Origin of the sequence: Gordonia sp. GONU (assembly GCF_024733855.1) — a bacterium.
GTDB lineage: Bacteria > Actinomycetota > Actinomycetes > Mycobacteriales > Mycobacteriaceae > Gordonia > Gordonia amicalis.
Window position 1 is genome coordinate 24,978 of record NZ_JANRHB010000026.1, and the last position, 19,290, is coordinate 44,267.

The 19,290-nt window shown below is 67.7% G+C and carries 17 protein-coding genes; 12 read left to right on the forward strand and 5 right to left on the reverse strand.

All coding sequences use genetic code 11. The annotated features are described in order from the left end of the window. Position 1 precedes the first annotated feature (1 nt). Both NWF34_RS18990 and acs read right to left on the reverse strand, forming a co-directional pair. A complete protein-coding gene (locus tag NWF34_RS18990) occupies positions 2 to 562 on the reverse strand; it encodes a phage holin family protein (protein WP_269551551.1) in 561 nt (186 codons plus the stop codon). Positions 563 to 739: 177 nt separating this feature from the next. Then, positions 740 to 2,683, reverse strand: coding sequence for an acetate--CoA ligase (gene acs / locus NWF34_RS18995; RefSeq protein ID WP_024499546.1), 1,944 nt, complete (start codon positions 2,681 to 2,683; stop codon positions 740 to 742). 417 nt (positions 2,684 to 3,100) lie between these two features. Between acs and NWF34_RS19000 the strand changes: the two genes are divergently transcribed. The 9 genes from NWF34_RS19000 (at position 3,101) to NWF34_RS19040 (ending at position 10,321) form a co-directional block, all read left to right on the forward strand. Then, positions 3,101 to 3,856 carry a hypothetical protein gene (locus NWF34_RS19000; protein ID WP_006435085.1) on the forward strand — a complete coding sequence of 252 codons (756 nt, stop codon included), beginning with the start codon at positions 3,101 to 3,103 and terminating at the stop codon, positions 3,854 to 3,856. A 1,021-nt stretch (positions 3,857 to 4,877) separates the two neighbouring features. Further along, complete coding sequence (gene ssd / locus NWF34_RS19005; protein WP_258325796.1) at positions 4,878 to 5,936, forward strand: septum site-determining protein Ssd; 1,059 nt, start codon at positions 4,878 to 4,880, stop codon at positions 5,934 to 5,936. Beyond that, a complete protein-coding gene (locus NWF34_RS19010) occupies positions 5,933 to 7,171 on the forward strand; it encodes a TadA family conjugal transfer-associated ATPase (protein WP_258325797.1) in 1,239 nt (412 codons plus the stop codon). The genes ssd and NWF34_RS19010 overlap by 4 nt, the downstream gene beginning before the upstream one ends. Then, entirely contained in the window at positions 7,171 to 8,028 is an 858-nt protein-coding gene (locus NWF34_RS19015) for a type II secretion system F family protein (RefSeq protein ID WP_375295692.1), read from the forward strand. The genes NWF34_RS19010 and NWF34_RS19015 overlap by 1 nt, the downstream gene beginning before the upstream one ends. Then, positions 8,025 to 8,639 carry a type II secretion system F family protein gene (locus NWF34_RS19020; protein ID WP_258325799.1) on the forward strand — a complete coding sequence of 205 codons (615 nt, stop codon included), beginning with the start codon at positions 8,025 to 8,027 and terminating at the stop codon, positions 8,637 to 8,639. Before NWF34_RS19015 ends, NWF34_RS19020 begins: the two co-directional genes overlap by 4 nt. Before the next feature lie 126 nt (positions 8,640 to 8,765). After that, complete coding sequence (locus NWF34_RS19025) at positions 8,766 to 9,140, forward strand: VOC family protein (RefSeq protein ID WP_024499540.1); 375 nt, start codon at positions 8,766 to 8,768, stop codon at positions 9,138 to 9,140. Between the two features lie 196 nt (positions 9,141 to 9,336). Continuing rightward, the gene (locus NWF34_RS19030) at positions 9,337 to 9,552 is read left to right on the forward strand and encodes a DUF4244 domain-containing protein (RefSeq protein WP_258325800.1); all 216 of its coding nucleotides are present in this window, start codon (positions 9,337 to 9,339) and stop codon (positions 9,550 to 9,552) included. After that, a complete protein-coding gene (locus NWF34_RS19035; RefSeq protein WP_024499539.1) occupies positions 9,552 to 9,953 on the forward strand; it encodes a TadE family type IV pilus minor pilin in 402 nt (133 codons plus the stop codon). Before NWF34_RS19030 ends, NWF34_RS19035 begins: the two co-directional genes overlap by 1 nt. After that, positions 9,950 to 10,321: an Rv3654c family TadE-like protein gene (locus NWF34_RS19040; protein WP_024499538.1), complete on the forward strand. Its 372-nt coding sequence runs from the start codon at positions 9,950 to 9,952 to the stop codon at positions 10,319 to 10,321. Before NWF34_RS19035 ends, NWF34_RS19040 begins: the two co-directional genes overlap by 4 nt. 10 nt (positions 10,322 to 10,331) lie before the next feature. Here NWF34_RS19040 and NWF34_RS19045 read toward each other — a convergent pair whose 3' ends face one another. Together NWF34_RS19045 and NWF34_RS19050 are read right to left on the reverse strand one after the other, a co-directional pair. Then, positions 10,332 to 10,883, reverse strand: a complete 552-nt coding sequence (locus NWF34_RS19045; RefSeq protein WP_024499537.1) for a hypothetical protein — start codon at positions 10,881 to 10,883, stop codon at positions 10,332 to 10,334. Beyond that, a complete protein-coding gene (locus NWF34_RS19050) occupies positions 10,876 to 13,203 on the reverse strand; it encodes a DEAD/DEAH box helicase (RefSeq protein WP_258325801.1) in 2,328 nt (775 codons plus the stop codon). The genes NWF34_RS19045 and NWF34_RS19050 overlap by 8 nt, the downstream gene beginning before the upstream one ends. A gap of 335 nt (positions 13,204 to 13,538) precedes the next feature. On the opposite strand from NWF34_RS19050, the gene NWF34_RS19055 reads away from it, so the two are divergent. From NWF34_RS19055 to topA, 3 genes are all read left to right on the forward strand, one after another. Further along, on the forward strand, positions 13,539 to 13,742 hold the full coding sequence (locus tag NWF34_RS19055) for a cold-shock protein (protein ID WP_004022110.1): 204 nt from the start codon (positions 13,539 to 13,541) through the stop codon (positions 13,740 to 13,742). A 159-nt stretch (positions 13,743 to 13,901) separates the two neighbouring features. Next, positions 13,902 to 14,486, forward strand: a complete 585-nt coding sequence (locus NWF34_RS19060; protein ID WP_024499535.1) for a hypothetical protein — start codon at positions 13,902 to 13,904, stop codon at positions 14,484 to 14,486. Between the two features lie 186 nt (positions 14,487 to 14,672). Beyond that, on the forward strand, positions 14,673 to 17,735 hold the full coding sequence (gene topA / locus NWF34_RS19065) for a type I DNA topoisomerase (protein ID WP_258325802.1): 3,063 nt from the start codon (positions 14,673 to 14,675) through the stop codon (positions 17,733 to 17,735). Between the two features lie 84 nt (positions 17,736 to 17,819). Here topA and NWF34_RS19070 read toward each other — a convergent pair whose 3' ends face one another. Continuing rightward, positions 17,820 to 19,280 (reverse strand): adenylate/guanylate cyclase domain-containing protein, encoded by a 1,461-nt coding sequence (locus tag NWF34_RS19070; protein ID WP_081712464.1) that lies wholly within the window; start codon positions 19,278 to 19,280, stop codon positions 17,820 to 17,822. Positions 19,281 to 19,290: the final 10 nt, after the last annotated feature.

Genomic DNA, 19,290 nt, shown 5'->3' on the forward strand with positions numbered 1-19,290 from the left:
CTCAGCCCTCGCGGGCGGGAGGAATCCTCGGATGCGCCGGGGCCTGCGAATGGTCGGAGCCGCGGTTGGGCAGCACGGAGGACAGCTCGTTGACGGACTCCATCGTCTTCTTCGGGCCACGGACCTTCTTGAAGAAGATGTACCCGACGAGGGCTGCGACGCAGGTGACCACGACCAGGATCAGGAAGACGATGAGGAACGCCAGCCAGCGCCACACGAACTCGTCGAGCAGTTCGGCCAGGAAGAAAAAGAAGAAGAAGCTGGAGTACAGCGCCATCACGCCGGCGACGATCAGCAGACCCGTTCCCGCGCCCGCCTTCTTGGCCTCACCGACGAGTTCGGCCTTGGCCAGGGCAACTTCGGACCGGAACAGCGTCGAGACACTCGCGGTGGCGTCCTTGACCAGGCTCCCGATACTCGGCTCACCGTTCGGGCCGGCGTTCGCGTCGGACAGTGGGATCGAGGGGACGGAGTCCCGGGGGATCGAGGGGACGGAGTCCCGGGGGATCGATGGGACGGAGTCCCGGCCCGCTTCGGGCAGGCCGTGCTCGTTGGGGCTCACAGAATCCTCCGTTGTTCGGCTGATGCCATATGTTGCCATGCGCGGGCTCGCGAGGTGGCGGCCCACCCGGCGAGGCGTCGATGAAGTGGCCCGGAACGCGCGATGCGCCACCGGTGAGGCGTTCACCGGTGGCGCACGACGCTGTCCGTTCCCTCGTGGAGTGAGCGTCTCGAAGGATCAGGCCTTCTTCGCCCGGATCGCCTCGAAGACCGCAGGATCGACGAGCGTCGAGGTGTCGCCGAGCTCGCGGCCCTCGGCGACATCCTTGAGCAGGCGCCGCATGATCTTGCCCGATCGCGTCTTGGGCAGCTCCGGCACGACGTTGATCTCGCGCGGCTTGGCGATCGGGGAGATCTCCACCGACACCTGCTGGCGCAGCTCGGCGATCAGCTCGTCGCCGGTGTTCTCGACGCCCTCCCGGAGGATGACGAAGGCGACGATGCCCTGACCGGTGGTCTCGTCGGCGGCGCCGATGACCGCGGCCTCGGCCACGCCGGAGTGGCCGACGAGGGCCGACTCGACCTCTGCGGTCGAGATGCGGTGGCCGGACACGTTCATCACGTCGTCCACGCGGCCGAGGACCCAGAGGGCGTGGTCCTCGTCGTAGCGGGCACCGTCACCGGCGAAGTACCAGCCCTGGTCGGCGAATCGGGACCAGTAGGTCTCGCGGAAACGCTCCTCGTCACCCCAGATGCCGCGCAGCATCGCCGGCCACGGCTGATCGAGGACGAGGTAGCCCTGCTCGCCTGCGCTGACGGGCTTGCCCGCGTCGTCGACGATGTTCGCGCTGATGCCGGGCAGCGGTTTCATCGCCGAGCCGGGCTTGGTCTCGGTCACACCGGGCAGCGGCGAGATCATGATCGCGCCGGTCTCGGTCTGCCACCAGGTGTCGACGATCGGTGCCTTGCCGCCCCCGATGACCTGGCGGAACCACTTCCACGCCTCGGGATTGATCGGCTCGCCGACGCTGCCGAGGAGGCGGATCGACGACAGATCGTGGGCTTCGGGGATCTGCTGGCCCCACTTCATGAACGTGCGGATCAGGGTCGGGGCGATGTAGTAGATGGTGACGCCGTACTTCTCGATGATCTCGAAGTGGCGGTGCTCGTTGGGCGAGTTGGGGGTGCCCTCGTAGACGACCTCGGTGGCGCCGTTGGAGAGCGGGCCGTAGACGAGGTACGAGTGGCCGGTCACCCAGCCGATGTCGGCGCCACACCAGAAGACGTCCCGGCTTTCCTTGTGGTCGAAGACGTAGTGGAAGGTGTAGCTCACCTGGGTCAGGTAGCCGCCGGAGGAGTGGACGATGCCCTTGGGCTTGCCGGTGGTGCCCGAGGTGTAGAGCAGGAACAGCGGATGCTCGGAGTCGAACGCCTCCGGCTCGTGGACGTCGGACTGCTGGTCGACGGTGTCCTCCCACCACACGTCGCGCCCCTCGACCCAGTTCAGGTCGGGGTCGTGGTCGGTGCGACGGACGACGAGGACCTTCTCGACCGACTTCGCGGCGTCGACGCCGGTGCCCAGCGCCTCGTCGACGTGGGTCTTGAGGGGAGCGGGCTCACCGCGGCGGTACTGGCCGTCGGTGGTGATGACGAGCTTCGCCTCGGCGTCGTCGACGCGGGAGCGCAACGCGCCCGACGAGAAGCCGGCGAACACCACCGAGTGGGTGAGTCCGAGACGCGCACACGCGAGCATCGAGATCAGGGCCTCGGGAACCATCGGCATGTAGATGGCGACGCGGTCGCCGGCCTCCAGGCCGATCGAGGCGAAGTAGTTCGCGGCCTTGCTGACCTCGGCCAGCAGCTGGCTGTAGGTGAGGTCGCGGGTGTCGCCGGGTTCGCCGACCCAGTGGATGGCGACACGATCACCCTTGCCTGCGGCGACGTGCCGGTCCACGCAGTTGACCGAGACATTGAGCTTGCCGCCGACGAACCACTTGGCGAACGGGGCGTCCGACCAGTCGAGGGTGTCGGTGAAGTCGGTGGCCCAATCGAGACGGCGTGCCTGTTCCGCCCAGAATTCGAGTCGGTCGGCGTCTGCACGGGCGTAGATCTCGGCGGAGGCATTGGCCTGCGCGGCGAACTCCTCGGACGGCGGGTACGCCTGGACGGTGGTGGAAGACATCGGTGACATGAGCCTTTCGCTTCTCGACGGCGGGTCAACCCACAGTAAAAGGTGACCCGGCGGGATGACGGATCGCTGATGTGAGCGTAGTCACGTCAGGTTGCAACCGGGTACCGGTGCTCCGCCGAGCGTGATCGATTCGCGATGAGCGGCGGCTCCGCCGCGATGAGCGGTCGCCCGTGATTGTGCAGAAAGCGTCGGTGTGGCCCGTGAGGACCCCACGGGAATGGGTTAGGACAAATGTCCGAAACCGTCACTAACAATAAGCGCGCTGATGGTTCGGCGCAGCCACTCGATGTGGTTTCGGTTTTGTCGGTCGGTTGAACCACTTCCGTCGCGAGCCGATCGTCATGGCCTCGGGGCTCCGGAATCGGGTCCCGAGAACACGCGATGTGTTCGCGCAACTATCGTCGGGGCGTGACCAACGATCCTCTGGCTCCGCTACTGGACCTTCCGGGCGTGGCCGATGCGGCGGACCGGGCGCGTGACGCGTTGTCCGCGGTGCACCGGCACCCCGCAAACCTGCGCGGATGGGACAAGACGGCCACCGAGGCATCGTGGCGTGCCGGTCGTTCGTCGGCCGCGATCGACGGGGGAAGTGTCGAACTCCGACGCGACGGGGACTTCGACGATCCGATTCTCGCCGGCGCGATGCGTGTGTCCCAGGCGCTCGACGGGGAATCCCTCGAGATCCTGACCGGCGTGGTCCGACGCGCCCCTGCTCAGGCGCTTGCGCGGCTACACACTCTGGCGGCGGCTGACCTGGTCGAGGATCCCGATCAGCTCGGCCGACCGCGCGCTGAGACGGATGTTGCAGAACGTCTCGACCTGTTGGGGCAGTTGATAACCGGTGCGACATCTGTGCCGGCGCCGGTGCTCACCGCGGTGGTGCACGGGGAGCTTCTCGGGCTCGAGCCGTTCCCCACGGCCAACGGCGTGGTCGCACGTGCCGCGTCGAGGCTGGTCGGTGCGGCGACCGGACTCGACCCCCACTGTCTGGGCGTCCCGGAGGTCACCTGGTTCAAGCGGGTGGCGGAGTATCGGTCGCTGTCCGCGGCGTTCGCCTCGGGCAGTCCGGACGGACTGCGGGACTGGCTCGTGTTCTGCTGCGAGGCGCTCGAAGCCGGTGCAGCGGAGGCGAAGTCGATTGCAGATGCGGCCCGGGCGGGGTAGTACGTTCCGGCCCCGGACAGCACTGCGGGCGGCCTCCCTGTCGTTACCGACGAGGTTGCCGCCCGCGTAGCACGGACTCAAGTTACCAAGCGTGCTTGGTGGGTTGTGGTCACCGCCTCGGCGAGGGAACGCGAGTCAGGCCGCCCGAACCGTCCACGTGCTGCCATCTCAGGGCCGTTCTCCCCGGGCTGTCTACCGTCGGGGGAAGGCTGTGGCGCATCAAGTGTGGCGATCGTTTCTCCTGGTCGCGATTTCGCAGGCGCACAACGCTTTTGCCTCTATGCGGCGTGCTCCGCGTGGGTACTTGCCGCCCGTGCTGGGAAGTGCTCGGCGTGGGGGCTCGGTCCTTCTCTTCCGGATCGGGCTTGGCCTTCCGAACTTCCGTACCACTGTTGTACACCGTGATCGCGGTCACATCAAGTGATCGGTGTCCAAATGTTGATCGACTTCTCCGAATCGGCGGGAAGTGCTGCAGGGCAGCGCATTCGGAACTCCGAAGGCCGGCACTCGACGCTCTGTGCGTGTGCGGGTAGCGCGTCGTGCGGGAGCCCTCGAGCTGCCGGCCGGGTGCTGGTTCGTCATGACGATCAGGGCGGCGGAGGCCGCTCGCGACGCCAGTCGGCGTCGTGGTGCGTCCGGAATTCACCGACTGCAATCTTCCTTGAGGAAATGCGATCGGTGCCGTGGCCGGTATTGCCGTCGTGGGGTCCGGCAGAGCAGAACGGACATTTGCGAAATGGGATTGTTGTACTTGCAAAGAATCCGAATCCGTGTGTATAGTCGTCGGTACCCGGTTCTGATACCGGCGCCTTTCAGCCCGACCCCCCGGGGCTGAAACGCGACAACCCCGGCCTCCTCCCCCCCTGGCCGGGGTTGTCTTCTATCTAGGGGTCGGCAGCCTGAGATCAGTTGTACCCCACCCGTCCGAGACGCTGTGGATTCGATCCACAGCATGCTCGGTTGTCTCCACAGGTGCAGCCAACGCCGTCTGATGGTGCCTTCTCCGCGTCAACATCGACGCATGCCCGATGACTTGCTCGTTCTCGTCGACCCGGACCTGCACGACGACGTCGCGCGCTGCGCGGCGGCCGCCGGTTACCGAACAGTGTTCGGTCGAGCCGACGACTGTCGCCGGGAGTGGCTCACCGCCCGGGCGGTGGTTGCCGATCCGGCCGCGATCGCGGTCCTCTCCCTCATTCATCCGCCGCGTCGTGACGGACTGATCCTGGTCAGCGCCGACGAACCACAGACCGACACCTGGCGGTTGGCGATGGACCTCGGCGCGACCGACGCGGCCGCGTTGCCGTCCGGCGAGAGTCGCCTGGTCAGGGCGTTGACGGAAGTGCGCGTGCCACGACGCCGGCCTGCCGGGGTCGTGGCGGTCATCGGCGCGCACGGCGGTGCAGGTGCGTCGACGCTGGCCGCCGCGGTGGCTCTCACCAGCGTCGGGCGGGGAGCCCCCACCCTGCTGCTCGATCTCGACGAGGTCGCGCCGGGCGCGGACCTCCTGCTCGGGATCGAGCAGCGTCCGGGACTGCGCTGGCAGGACCTCACCCTCGACGGCGGGGTCGTCGGTGGAACGGCACTGCACCACGCCCTCCCACGTGCGGAGAGCGGTCTCGCGGTGTTGACCTCCGAGCGTCTCCCGACCCACGGACCGGAAGCGGATGCGGTTGCCGCGGTCATCGACGCAGGTCAGACCCATGGAGATCTGGTAGTGCTCGATCTTCCTCGCGCCGATACCCCCGTCGTCCGCACGGCGATCGCGTCGGCGGATCTCGTCGTGCTGGTCTCGGCGCCCTCGGTCGGTGGTTGCGCCGCGGCGCGGCGTGTCGTCGGCCGTCTCATCGGTGACGAGGTCTCCGTCGAACTGGTGATCCGAGGTCCGTCGCCGGGCGGGTTACGCCCCGCCCAGGTCGCCGACGCGATCGGTCTGCCGCTGATCGCTGCATTCCGGCCGGACCCGCGTCTCCCGGTCCGGCTCGAGGGCGGCCCGCTGCGTGTTCGACCCCGCAGCCCACTCGGTCGTGCCGCCCGCGCCGTCCACACGAGGGTCGCCGGGCAGGGGACGGCGGCGTGACACCGGGACGCACCGACGACGACCTGCTCGAACGCGTCCGGTCTCGCCTGGCCGCGGACGCCGCCGACCCGAGTCCCGCGGTCATCGCCGAGGCGATTCGCGCCGAAGCCGGCGGCGTACTCGGCGACACCGACCTGCTCGCGGCACTCCGCTTCCTCCAGACCGAACTCACCGGCGCAGGCAAACTCGAGGCCCTCCTCGCTGAACCCGACATCGCGGACATCCTCGTCGCCGGACCCGACGACGTGTGGGTCGACCGTGGACGCGGACTCGAGACGACGACGATCCGTTTTCCCGACGAGGCATCGGTCCGCCGTCTGGCGGGGCGTCTCGCGTTGAGCGCCGGGCGTCGCCTCGACGACGCCCAACCGTGGGTCGACGGGCAGTTGTCGAATGTCGGCCGCCGCGGATACACGGTCCGTCTACACGCGATCATCCCGCCGCTCGCCGCCGACGGGACCTGTATCTCGCTGAGGGTGTTGCGGTCGGCATCGAAGGACCTGCCGAGTCTGATCGACAGCGGCACGATCCCGGCGGAGGTGGTCGGGATGATCGGGGAGATCTTGCGTCACCGCTTCTCGTTTCTGGTCATCGGCGGTACGGGATCCGGTAAGACGACGCTGCTCAACGCCTTGATCGGTGCGATGGATCCCCGTGAGCGCGTCGTGTGTGTCGAAGACGCCCTCGAACTCGCGCCTCGGCACCCTCAAGTGGTGCGGCTGGTGGCGCGCGCGGCGAATGTCGAGGGGGTGGGTGAGGTTCCGGTGCGGGCACTCGTCCGGCAGGCGCTCCGGATGCGACCCGACCGGATCGTCGTGGGGGAGGTGCGCGGCGGCGAGGTCATCGACCTGCTCACCGCACTCAACACCGGACACGACGGCAGCGCCGGTACGGTGCACGCGAACTCGACTTCTGAGGTACCCGCGCGGATGGAAGCCCTTGCCGCACTGGGTGGGATGGGCCGGGACGCGCTGCACAGCCAGTTGGGGGCAGCCCTGCAGATGGTGCTCGGCGTCTCGCGCAGGGCCGACGGGTCGCGCGGGCTGGTCGAGATCGGCGTCGTACGGCGAGCCCCTGACGGACGGATCGATATTGTTCCGATCTGGTTGCGCGACAGCGGTTTCACCGATCATCGGTACCTCTTCGACGCGATGCTCGCGAGTCATCGCCGACTCGACGACGACAACAACCACGAGCTCGGGGACGAGTGTGCGCCGCGGCGGCTGTCGGCATGATGTCGATTCCACCGCTGACCCCGCTGCTGGCCGCCCTCGGGTTCGGTGTCCTGCTGTGGTCACCACCGCCCGCTGGTCGGCGCCTGCGGGTGGTCGTCGGGCGATCCCGCACCGCCCGGTCGTCGAACCCGGCGGTGCTGCTCGCCGTAGGTGCACCGGCCGCGGTCGTGGTGGTCGGTGGGTTACCGGCCGCGGTCGCGGCTGCGATCGTGGTGGCCGTCGTGGTGTGGATTCGACGACGCCGGGAGGCGGAGAAGAAGTTCGATCGTCAGCTCGACGATCTGCTGCTGGCGCTGTCTCTGATGATCGCGGAGCTCTCCGTCGGAGCACCCCCGGTCCACGCCTGCGAGGTCGCCGCCGCCGAACTGCGCCGCCGCACGGTCGGCGACCCGCGTGGATGTTCGGAGATCGCCGACGGGCTCGAGGCGATGGCGTCTCGCGCGTCGCTCGGCGGGTCGGCGATCGAGGGAGGGGAGCCGGGGCCGGAAACGACGCCGGGTTCGGATGTCGGTTCGGGGGCTGCGTCGTGGCGTCGGATCGGAGTCGCCTGGCAGACCGCGGAACAGTACGGCCTGCCGATGGTCGACATGCTGGCCGCGTTGCGAGCCGACCTCCGGTCACGCCGGGGATTCGCCGACCGCACACGTGCGGGTTTGTCGGGACCCCGCGCGACCGCCATGGTGCTGGCCGGGCTGCCCCTGCTCGGGATCGCATTGGGTCAGGCGACCGGCGCGGGTCCGATCCAGGTGTTCCTCGGCGGTGGTCTCGGCGGCATCCTGCTGGTGGCCGGGACGGTCTTGGCCGCGGCCGGAGTCGCCTGGTCCGAACGGATCACCGGAAAGGTGCTGGCTCGGTGACCGCAGTGGCAGTCGCAGTGGCGTCGCTGGCTGCAGGGCTGATGATCTGGCCCGGACCACGCTGGAGGCTGTACCGCGTCATCGACCCACCGCCGGGCCCCGACCGCTCCCCGCGATGGCTGGGTGCCGGTCCGCCGCGCGAGGACCCCTTCGCCGTGGCATCCGCCCTCGACCTCTTCGCCGTGTGCCTGCGCGCCGGACTGCCGGTGGGAGTCGCGGCCGCCGTCGTCGCCGGTCGTGCCCCGCCGTCGCTCGCCCGGCCACTCGCGCGCGTCGCCGACCTCCTGCAGCTCGGCGCCGATCCGGACGCGGCATGGTCGGCGTTGCTCGACGCCGATCCCGCCCCGAAGGCCTCGGGCGACGACCATCTCGAAGCCCTCGCCGCCCTGGCCAGGCGATCGGCTCGGGCCGGTTCGTCGCTGGCGGGCGGACTCGCGGAACTGGCCGACGACGTTCGACGCCGCGCGCACGACGATGCTCTGGCCGCGGCGGAACGAGCGGGCGTCGCCATCAGTGGCCCGCTCGGATTGTGCTTCCTGCCGGCGTTCATCTGTCTCGGGATCGTGCCGGTGGTGGTGGGTCTGGCGTCGACGGTCCTGGGCGCGTTCTGACGTCGTCGAGCAAACCCACCATTTTTCGGCAGATCCTCTACCTCCGATGGGGGTGGATATTCCATCCGTGGTGGGTTTGCGCGCAGAGCGCTCACATCTGTCGGTGCCCGCGAGCACACTGGGGTCATGGCGGACAACGGACATCGACATCACGCGATCGACTACGTCGAGCTGACGGTCACCGACATGACGGCGGCGCGCAGGTTCTACGGCGATGCATTCGGCTGGGACTTCAACGATTACGGCCCCGGCTACGCGGGAATCGTCGGACCGGGCGGGGCCGGTTCGCCTGAGGCAGGTGGTCTCGCGCTCGGTGATTCGGCGCCCGCCCGAGGCGGCCCGCTGGTTCTTCTGTATTCCGAGGACCTCGACGCCACGGTGGAGAAGGTGCGTGCGGCGGGTGGCGAAATCGTCAACGGTCCGTACGACTTTCCGGGCGGCCGCCGTTTCCACTTCACCGACCCGAGCGGCAACGAGCTGGGTGTCTGGTCGTCGGCCTGATCGTCCGTCCGGGCGAGATGCGTTCCGCCGTCGAGTAAACCCACCATTTTTCGGCAGATCCACCACCCCCAGGGGTCGTGAGTAGCTCCATTCGTGGCGAGTTTGCGGGAGCCGGAAATCGGTGGATCCGATTGGACGCCTGATGCGTCCAAGTAGGTGCAGGGCCGGATGGCCGACTGACTCGACAGGAGAACTCATGAACCACAACCTTTCTCGAATCTTCGACCGTGCCGGTGCGCACGCCACGCGCCTCATCGCCGACGAGGACGGCATGTCCACGGCGGAATACGCCATCGGAACGATCGCTGCAGCGGCGTTCGGAGCGATCCTTTACACGGTGATCACCGGCGACAACATCGTCAGTGCGTTGACCGGCATCATCGGGAAGGCGCTCAACACCTCGGTGGGCTGATGCGCCTGCGTGAGTTGAGGATTCGTCTGGCTCGGATCGGTCGGGACGAGTCCGGGATGGCGACCGTCGAGGCGGCGTACGCGATCGCCGCGCTCGTGGTCGCGGTGCTGCTGGCCGTCGGTGCGATCGGTGGCGTGACGGCTCAGATCCGCTGCACCGACGCCGCGCGCGAGGCAGCACGGTTGACTGCGGCAGGCGACGATTCGGCGGGTGAGGTCGCGAAGCGCATGGCGGGGGAGGGGGCGGTGGTGACAGTCTCGGTCCAAGGTGAGCGGGTCGTCGCTCGGGTGCGCACCTCTGTGGCGTTGCTGCCCGGGCTGGCGGTGTCGGCGCAGGCCGTCGCCGCGAAGGAACCGCGGGGGGAGGATCACGTGGTCTTCGCACCGGGCGTCGAACCATGAGAGCCGTCGGCGGGGTGGCGTCCGACGACCAGGGCAATGCGACGGTGCTGGGCGCGTTCGCGATCGCCGCACTCGCAGCGGTTCTGATCATGGTGATCTACGTCGGTGCCGCCGTGCTCGCCCGTCACCGTGCCCAGGCGGCCGCTGACCTGTCCGCTCTGGCGGCGGCCGCTGATCACGTCGCGGGGGAGTCCGACCCGTGCGCGGCCGCCCGCACACTGGCTGCAACGCAACGTCCGTCCGCCGAGGTGGTCTCGTGCCGCATCGACGGCGAGGACGTGCTGGTGTCGGTCCGTGTCCCGGTCGATCTGGGCAGGTTCGGGATGCGATCGGCCGGTGCTTCCGCGCGGGCCGGGCCGGTCGGGTAGCAGCCTGGGGCTAGCTCCGACTGTCCTCGTCGACGACAATCCGCTTCGGATAGACCCGCACCGATTGCATGGGGGCGAACCACAATTGGTGGAAGTGCACATCGGTGTCGCCGCGGTAGGCGAGCTCGAAGGCATCGGTCCCGGTGTTCACGGGGATCCACGGCCGCACCGCCCGGACGAACGACGACCAGTGGATCAGTTCGCCCTCGGTCAAGAACCCGCCCGCGGACGCCCAGGTTTCACCGGACTGTGCGTCGGAGGAGGCGAGATACACCTCACCGAGCGAGGGCGTGATCCGCGGGCCGATCATCGCGGTCTGCAGATACCACTGGGCGGTGGTCACCACAGGGGTGAAGCCGCCGGAGCGGGCCGCGCACCACCCGTAGTGAAGGTCGAGGGCGTCGAGTGCCGCCTCCTCGGAGAAGAACACATCGCTTTCACCGATCGAGGACGGCAGGTTGTCGGTGTTCTGGGTTGGACGCGCCAGCAGGAAGAAGGCGCGCGACGGCCGGGTCACCAGCCGCCTCATTCCGATCCCCCCGTCGGATGCCTCGTCATGCATGAGCCAAGTATTGCCGAGACAACAGGTCGAGGACGGCTACTGCGCCATCTTTGTCCAGCGGATCATTACCGTTGCCACACTTGGGGCTCTGCACACACGACGGGCATCCGCTCTCGCATCCGCAGCTCGCGACCGCGTCCCGGGTGGCGTTGATCCAGGTGAGGAAGGCGGAGTGCCCCCGCTCAGCAAAGCCCGCCCCACCCATGTACCCGTCGTAGACGAAGACCGTCGGCAATCCGGTGTCGGGATGGAGGTCGGTGGACACGCCGCCGATGTCCCAGCGGTCGCACGTCGCCACGAGTGGGAGCAGGCCGATGGCGGCGTGCTCGGCCGCATGCAGCGAGCCGGGGAGTCGTGTCTCGTCGATCCCGGCCTCGGCCAGCACCTCCGGCGTGAGTGTGTACATGACCGCCCGGGTGTGCAGGGTCTGCTCGGGCATGTCGAGCTCGACGGCGTCGATCACCTCACCGGTCCGCAGCGTACGGAGGTACCCGACCACCTGATGCGTGACGTCGACCTCCACGAAGGCAACGGTCAAGGGGCCGAACCGTCGGCTCTCCAGGGTCGAGGTGATCGAGATGTCGGTGGTCTCGCGCGCCGACGTGGTCCAGTCGGGGTCCTCCGGATGGGCCAGGGCCAGACCGTCATCGAGGTCGAGTTCGTCGACGAGGTACGTCTCGCCCTGATGGATGTGCACCGCCCCGGGATGCACCGTCGACATCGCGCGCCCGGTGTCGACGGTGCCCAGGACCTGCGAGGTCGTGGTGTCGACGATCAAGACCTGTCCGCCGATGCCGCCCCGGATGTCGACCTCGGCGTGTGGTTCGACGCCGGCGGCGACGTACCAGCCCGACTTCCGTTTGCGCAGTAACCCTTCCGCCGCCAGATCCTCGGCCACCGGCCGCGCCTCCCAGGCGTCGACCTCCGCTTCCGACAGCGGCTTCTCCGCAGCGGCACACAACAGGTGCGGGCCGAGGATGTACGGGTTCGCCGGGTCGGTGACGGTGGCCTCGACCGGCTTGCCGAGCAGCGAGTCGGGATGGTGCACGAGGTAGGTGTCGAGCGGATCGTCGCGGGCGACCAGCACCACGAGGGAATCACCGGACTCACGCTGCCGTCCGGCCCGGCCCGCCTGCTGCCAGAACGACGCGACCGTGCCGGGATAGCCGCTGACGATCACCGCGTCCAACCCGCTGATGTCGACGCCCAATTCGAGTGCGTTGGTGGTCGCGACCCCGAGGAGTTCGCCATCGGTGATCGCTTTCTCGAGCTTGCGGCGGTCATCGGCGAGATAACCGGCCCGGTACGACCCGACCCTCGACTCGAGTTCGGGCGCACTCTGCGACAAGAGGTTCCGCGCGGACAACGCAGTCAGTTCGACCCCGCGGCGACTCCGTGCGAAGCACAGTGTCCGCGCTCCCTCGATGACGAAATCGGCCAGCAGGCGCGCGGATTCGGCTCCCGCGGAGCGCCTGACCGGTGCGCCGTTCTCACCGGTCACCACCGGCAGGAAGTCCGGTTCCCACAAGGCGACGGTACGTTCACCGCGCGGCGAGCCGTCCTCGGTCACCGCGACCGCGGGCTCACCGATCAAGCGGCCCAGGGCCTCCGCGGGTCGCGCGACCGTCGCGCTGGCACCGATCACCGTCGGATTGGCCCCGGCCGCGCGGGCGATGCGGAGGAGCCTGCGCATCACGAGGGCGGTGTGTGAGCCGAAGACGCCCCGGTAGTGGTGGCATTCGTCGACGACGATGAAGCGGAGATTGCGGAAGAACTGACGCCACCGGGCGTGATGGGAGAGGATGCCGATGTGCAGCATGTCGGGGTTGGTGAAGATCCAGCGTGAGTGCACGCGCGCCCACTGCCGGATCTCGGGGTCGGTGTCCCCGTCGTAGGCGCAGGGCTGCAGGTGCCCGAACTCGGGCCGTCCGGCGATGACCGACGACACCGCCCGGATCTGGTCCGCGCCCAGTGCTTTCGTCGGAGCCAGATATAGCGCTGTCGAATTCCTGTCATTCAGCAGAGTCGAAAGAATCGGCATTTGGTAAGACAGCGACTTACCCGATGCGGTGCCGGTGCAAATGGCAACGTGATTTCCACGAAATGCTTCGTCGGCGGCTCGGGCCTGATGAGTCCAGACACGTTCGATGCCGTTCTCCGCGTAGGCGTCGAGCAGAGCTTTCGGTACCCACTCCGGCCAGTCGGCGAAAGCCGCAGGGCGCGACGGGATTACCGACAGGTGGGTGAGTGGGGACTGGTCGGGGTCGGCGCCCGCGAGGGACCTCGCGAGGAGGTCTGTCCCGAATGTGGAGTACTGCATTTTATGGAGGAAACTCTTCGAATTGGTGTCGCCGCGGGAGGTCTGGGGAGGTCGGGATGTTACCGACGGATGTCGTAGTGCTGAAGTTTGGCGAGGTTTTTGCTCATCTTGGTTGATGCGACTATCGCAACTGGGCCGGACATGATTGACTGGGTGCGGCCGCAGCTTTCGCAACCCGTCGAGGCGGGCGACAAGCGTGTTGCAGCCGTGGTACTGAGGTTAGTTTGGCGGATCGAAGCAGATCTTCGCGGGGCTCTTTGAGGTATGGCGGTCAACCGGCCACGACGTGATGACCCATCGCGTCGCGACAGTTGATATGTAAAGGATTGCAAGACATGGCACAGGGAACTGTGAAGTGGTTCAACGCGGAAAAGGGCTTCGGCTTCATCGCGCCTGACGAAGGCTCCGACGACGTGTTCGTCCACTACTCCGAGATCCAGGGATCCGGTTTCCGCACCCTCGAGGAGAACCAGCGGGTGGAGTTCGAGGTCGGCCAGGGCACCAAGGGCCCGCAGGCCACCGGCGTTCGCGCGGTCTGAGACCACCTGCGCAGCTGCACACGCAGCTTGCCGACAACCGCTCCCGTCTCGATCATCGAGCCGGGGGCGGTTTGCTGTCCGGGGGTATGTGGGCCCCGACGCAAACCGCCGCCGCCGGAAAGGCCGGTTTCCGGGCCCCCGACCACCTAACCTCGATCTGTGGGCCAGTTGTCGTTTTTCTCCGCGGAGACCGAGGAGCCCGCGTACTCCGATCTCGCGGGTCTGCTCGCGACGCACGGACAGGCTGTCCGATCGGATTCCGGTACGCGGGTATCGATCGTCGTCCGTGATCGCTGGCGTGCGGAGCAGATCGTCGAAGAGATGCAGGCGTCAGGTCTGCATGCGGAGGTCACCACGTCCGATGAGGGCACCCCGCTGGCTCGCACCGCGTCGTGCAACGAGCTCGACGCCCTCCACGGCGCCTGGTCGGCCGGTGCGGTCAAGGCGATGCCGGCCGGCTGGATCCCGTCGTACCGGGCGCTGCGACTCTGGGTGATCGCCTCCGGCCACTCCGACGCGGGGCGCTACCAGCTGGGTCTGGACCCACACGCCCCCGATACCCACGCGGCACTGGCGACCGCCCTGATGCGAGTCGGAATCGCGCCCACGCTCGTCGGGACGCGGGGCCACTCACCTGCACTTCGCATCGCCGGGCACCGGCGGCTCGTCCGTCTGCACGAGTATGTCGGTCCTCCGCCCAATGCCGCCGCTGTGCCGGATTGGCCACCTGCGGACGAACATTAGCGATCTCATCGATATCTTTCTGACCTGGGAAAACCGTCCGTGGAAGCGCGGAATCGGTCACATTTGGCGTTGCGGCACGGAATTCAGATGTGCAAACGGCGCTATACATAAGGTACAAACCCATCGAACACACCTGTTCGACAAGCAGGCAGTAGTTCTCCACCCAGTCAAACGAAGGACGCCCCGGTGGCCGAGACCAGCACCGCATCCCGCTCTAGTGGGGGAATCCGACGACTCGTGATCGTCGAGTCCCCTACCAAGGCGCGCAAGATCGCCGGTTACCTCGGCTCCAACTACGTCGTGGAGTCGTCCCGGGGCCACATCCGCGACCTGCCGCGCGGTGCAGCCGACGTACCCGCCAAGTACAAGGGCCAGCCCTGGGCCCGCCTCGGTGTGAACGTCGACGACAACTTCGAACCCCTCTACGTCGTCTCGCCGGACAAGAAGACCACCGTCAGCGAATTGAAGTCGCTGATGAAGGACGTCGACGAGCTCTACCTCGCCACGGACGGTGACCGCGAGGGGGAGGCCATCGCGTGGCACCTCCTCGAGACGCTCAAGCCGAAGATCCCGGTCAAGCGGATGGTGTTCCACGAGATCACCGAACCCGCCATCCGGGCGGCCGCCGAAAACCCCCGTGACCTCGACATCGACCTGGTCGACGCCCAGGAAACCCGCCGCATCCTCGACCGCCTCTACGGCTACGAGGTGTCGCCGGTGCTGTGGAAGAAGGTCATGCCGAAGCTGTCGGCCGGCCGCGTGCAGTCCGTCGCGACACGCATCATCGTCGAACGTGAACGTGAGCGCATGGCGTTCGTGTCCGCCGAGTACTGGGACATCTCCGCGACGATGGACGCGGGCGCCGATGCCAGCCCCTCGACGTTCAAGGCGCGACTGGTCAACGTCGACGAGGCGCGCGTCGCCACCGGCCGTGACTTCGAGGCGACCGGTGAGCTGAGGAAGTCCGACGGCGTCGTCGTCCTCGATGCCGACCGCGCCGAGAGCCTGGCAGCAGGCCTGCGCGGCGCCGCCATGACGGTGACGTCGGTCGAGGAGAAGCCCTACACGCGTCGCCCGTATGCGCCGTTCATGACGTCGACGCTGCAGCAGGAGGCCGGCCGCAAGCTGCGGTTCACCTCGGACCGCACCATGCGCATCGCGCAGCGGCTGTACGAGAACGGCTTCATCACCTACATGCGTACCGACTCGACGAGCCTGAGCGAGTCGGCGATCAACGCCGCCCGTGCCCAGGCCCGCGAGCTGTACGGCGACAATTTCGTCCACCCGACGCCGCGTCAGTACACCCGTAAGGTCAAGAACGCGCAGGAGGCCCACGAGGCGATCCGTCCCGCGGGCGAGACCTTCCGTACCCCCGGACAGGTCGCCGGACAGCTCGAGGCCGACGAGTTCCGTCTCTACGAGCTCATCTGGCAGCGCACCGTCGCCTCGCAGATGGCCGACGCCAAGGGCACCACGCTGAGCCTGCGGATCGCGGGTACGGCGTCCTCCGGAGAGCGTGCGACCTTCGCCGCGTCGGGCCGCACCATCACGTTCCCCGGCTTCCTGTCGGCCTACGTCGAGACCGTCGACGAGCAGACCGGCGGCCAGGCCGACGACGCCGAGAACCGGCTGCCGCAGCTGACCGAGGGACAGTCGCTCACCGCGATCGAGCTCACCGCCGACGGCCACTCGACCAACCCGCCCGCCCGGTTCACCGAGGCGTCGCTGGTCAAGGTGCTCGAAGAGCTGGGCATCGGCCGTCCGTCGACCTATGCCTCGATCATCGGCACCATCCAGGACCGCGGCTACGTCGTGAAGAAGGGCAACGCCCTCGTCCCGTCGTGGATCGCCTTCGCGGTGGTCGGGTTGCTCGAGGCGTACTTCGAGAGCCTCGTCGACTACGACTTCACCGCGACCCTCGAGGACGACCTCGACCAGATCGCCACCGGCAACGAGAACCGCACGAAATGGCTGTCGGAGTTCTACTTCGGAGACGAGCGGTCCGGTGACGCCGAAGCACGCTCCGCGCACTCGGCCATCGCCCAGTACGGCGGACTCAAGAAGCTCGTCGGCGTCAATCTCGAGGAGATCGACGCACGACAGGTCAACTCGATCCGGCTCTTCGACGACGAGGAGGGCCGTCCGATCTACGTGCGCGTCGGCCGCTTCGGTCCGTATCTCGAGCGCGACGTCAACGCGAACAAGAAGACCGACGCCGACGCGGAACCCGATCTGCAGCGCGCCAACCTGCCCGCCGACATCACCCCCGACGAGCTGACCCTGGCCGTCGCGGAGAAGCTGTTCGCGACGCCCCAGGAGGGTCGCACACTGGGCGTCGACCCGGTGACCGGCCACGAGATCGTCGCCAAGGAGGGGCGCTTCGGCCCCTACGTGACCGAGATCCTGCCGTCCGACGAGGATGACGACGACGGCGAGGCCCCGATCACCATCCCCGCGGGCCCGACACCGCGCGACGGCGGGTCCCCCGGAGCAGGCGGCAGCGATGCCGGCGACGCCGATGTCGTCCCGCTGGACTCCCCGGGCGGCGGCACCACCACGAAGACCAAACCGGCAGCGAAGAAGGTCGCCAAGAAGGCGGCGAAGAAGGCCGGTCCCAAGCCGCGCACCGGTTCGCTGTTCAAGTCGATGGACATCTCGACGGTCACCCTCGACGAGGCGCTGAAGCTGTTGTCGCTGCCGCGGGTCGTCGGCGTCGACCCGGAGTCCGGTGACGAGATCACCGCACAGAACGGTCGCTATGGGCCGTACCTCAAGAAGGGGTCCGATTCGCGGTCTCTCGGAAGCGAGGAACAACTCTTCGAGATCACCCTCGACGAGGCGCTCAAAATCTACTCCGAGCCCAAGCGTCGTGGACGGCAGGCCGCCGCGCCGCCGCTGCGCGAGCTGGGCAAGGACGACGAGGTCAGCGGCAAGCCGATGGTCATCAAGGACGGTCGCTTCGGCCCGTACGTGACCGACGGCGAGACCAACGCCAGCCTGCGCAAGGGCGACGAGGTCGACTCGATCACGCCTGAACGTGCGATGGAGCTCCTCGCCGATCGGCGTGCCCGTGGCCCGGCCAAGAAGGCGGCGAAGAAGGCTGCCAAGAAGGCACCGGCCAAGAAGGCTGCGAAGAAGACAGCCGCCAAGAAGACCACCGCCAAGAAGACCACCGCGAAGAAGGCTGCCGCGAAGAAGACGACAGCCAAGAAGACCGCTGCCAAGAAAGCCGAGCCGTCGGAGGACTGAAGCCGGCCCCCTTGTGACATCCCTCCGTAAGCTCCGAGGCGTCTCAGGGAGCGCGGGGCGGGCTACCCGAGGACGGTGTCGAGGTCAGTCCCTGCGGTAGGGCGCCATGTGTGGTCGTGCGAGGAGGGTCTCGATCCCTCGTCCGCGCAGCTCGACGCCCTCACCGATCTCCCAGTGTTCGGCTTCCTCGTGCGAGGCGAGGAACACCGCGCGGGCCGAACCGAGGACGCGGGTCGGTTCGTCTTTGGCGAGTTCGGTCAGCCGGGCGGCCTCGTTCACCGGGTCGCCGATGACGGTGTATTCGAGGCGCTGTTCGGCGCCGATGTGACCGGCAATCGCTTTACCCGCGGAGACGCCGATTCCGATGTCGGTGTCGCCGAGGGTCTCGTAGAGCTCGGCGCGCAACTCACGTGCGGAGGCCAATGCGCGCCCGGCGAAGTCGTCGAGGTCGAGCGGAGCGCCGAAGATGGCGAGGGCCGCATCACCCTGGAACTTGTTGACGAAGCCGCCGTGACGTCCGACGACAGCGACGACCACTCGGAAGAACTCGTTGAGCAGTTCGACGATCTCGCGCGGCGGACGGTTCACGGCCAGGCGCGTCGAGCCGACGATGTCGACGAACAGGACGCCGACGTAGCGTTCCTCGCCGCCGAGTTCGGTGCCGGTCTCGATGGCGCGTCGTGCGACGTCCTCGCCGACGTAGCGGCCGAACAGGTTGCGTAGTTCCTGGCGTTCGCGCAGGTCGGCGACCATGTCGTTGAAGCCTGCCTGCAGTAGACCGAGGTCGCTGCCGTCGTAGATCTTCACCGCGACGTTCAGGTCGCCGTCGCTGACCTTCGACTGCGCCCGACGCAGCTGTTTGATCGGGTCGTTGATCGCGGCGACCACTCGCACGATCGCGATGACGCTGAACGCGAGCGCCGACACCGCCATCCACAGGATCGGACGTTCCAGCCCGGTGGAGTCGGCTTCGATGATCCCGAGGCGGTGCAGCACGATCATCCCGATGATCACGACCATCGGCGCCACCACGCTGATCACCCAGAACGCCGTGATCCGGGTGGTCACGCTCGGGGCGATCGCGTGGTCGGGGTTGTTGGCCATCGCCGCGACGGTGATCGGCCGCAGCACCTTCTCGGCCTGCATGTAGCTCAGCGCGCACGTGACCATGGCGCCGATGGCGCTCGCGATCGCGACGATGAAGGCGTTCTTGGACGACACCGTCAGATTGACCAGGGTGAACAGCGTGCCACCCACCACCCACAGCGCGGCGTTGACGACCGTCAGCAGGGTGGGCAGGGCGAGAGCGCGGCGTCGGGCGGCCTCGTTGTCGAGCCGCGTGCGTCTGCGATGCCACACGAGGACCGGCAGCGACAGCTGGATACTCGCGTAACCTCCGATGACCATCGCGATCAACAGGTAGCCCGCAAAGATCGCCTGATTCAGCGCGGTGATCTCGTCCAGACTGATCGAGTCCTGGAGTGGCATCCCGAAGCGGAGGAATGCGAAGGTGAACAGCGCGCCGACGAGGTTGGCACGGAGCATGTCGAGCGCG